This is a genomic window from Vibrio sp. 1562 (assembly GCF_033340155.1).
Lineage (GTDB): Bacteria > Pseudomonadota > Gammaproteobacteria > Enterobacterales > Vibrionaceae > Vibrio > Vibrio alginolyticus.
In genome coordinates, this window is the sequence record NZ_JAWOVY010000205.1 from 1 (window position 1) to 831 (window position 831).

General features: G+C 43.4%; 2 pseudogenes. Both read right to left on the reverse strand.

The annotated features are described in order from the left end of the window. Positions 1 to 424: pseudogene (locus tag R7Z49_RS24160) on the reverse strand (hybrid sensor histidine kinase/response regulator); the annotation flags it as partial. Continuing rightward, positions 417 to 831, reverse strand: a pseudogene (gene opaM / locus R7Z49_RS24165) (acyl-homoserine-lactone synthase OpaM); the annotation flags it as partial. The pseudogenes opaM and R7Z49_RS24160, both read right to left, overlap by 8 nt.

Below are 831 nucleotides of genomic sequence, written 5' to 3' on the forward strand. Positions count from 1 at the left end.
TCTCAACGGTTAGGTTCGGGCGTAAATTGATGACCAGAGAATAAACCGTCAGCGCAACAAAAATGCCTTGTTGCCACAGTTTTACTTTGCCTTTTTTCTGCTCGGCGGCGAGCTGGCAAGAAAAGTAGAAAGCAAAAGCAAATGCGAAGAAGGAAGCTAAGTTGGCTCATTTCGCCATGAAAATGCCGCCCTCTGACCCAAGCAGAGGTAGCAAATCGGTATGGAAGTAGGCGTTACTGCTAATCCAAATAATAATGCATGTCGAATAGGCGATATAAGGCGCGTGGTACGAACCTAAGATCACTTCGTTCTTTTGTTTAAGGCGATAGCAGTAGTACAGCAGCCACACGAGAACCACGGCCACTGTAGCAAACAGTGTGATGGCTTTCGGGTAGAGTAGGCCACTAAGACCTATATCAAGCATGTTCATTCACCTGCGTATTTTGTCTGATTACTCGAATACGGCGTTTATAATCGCGAAAGTCTGTGCGTTTAAAGGTGTCTACCATCGATTCAAAATTCCAGAAGCCCCGGTACGTATTAATACCGTCACCGTTAATGTCGCAGTATCCTGAATGAAAGTAGGCTTTAGAATCAATAGATTGATAAAAATTTAATATGAACGCTTGTTCTATAATGGTGAACCCAACCTTGTAGCCTGACTGAAACAGCACATTCATCAGCTCTTTTTGTGCAAGATATAAGAAGTAGAGCTTGTGTTGAACGCTGCCGCTCACAGTAAGACGTAGCACTTCGCATACCGTCTCTGTTTTAGTTATGTGTGTTTGGAATGCCTGATCAAACACTGTTAAAGAACCATAGTCTGTAACG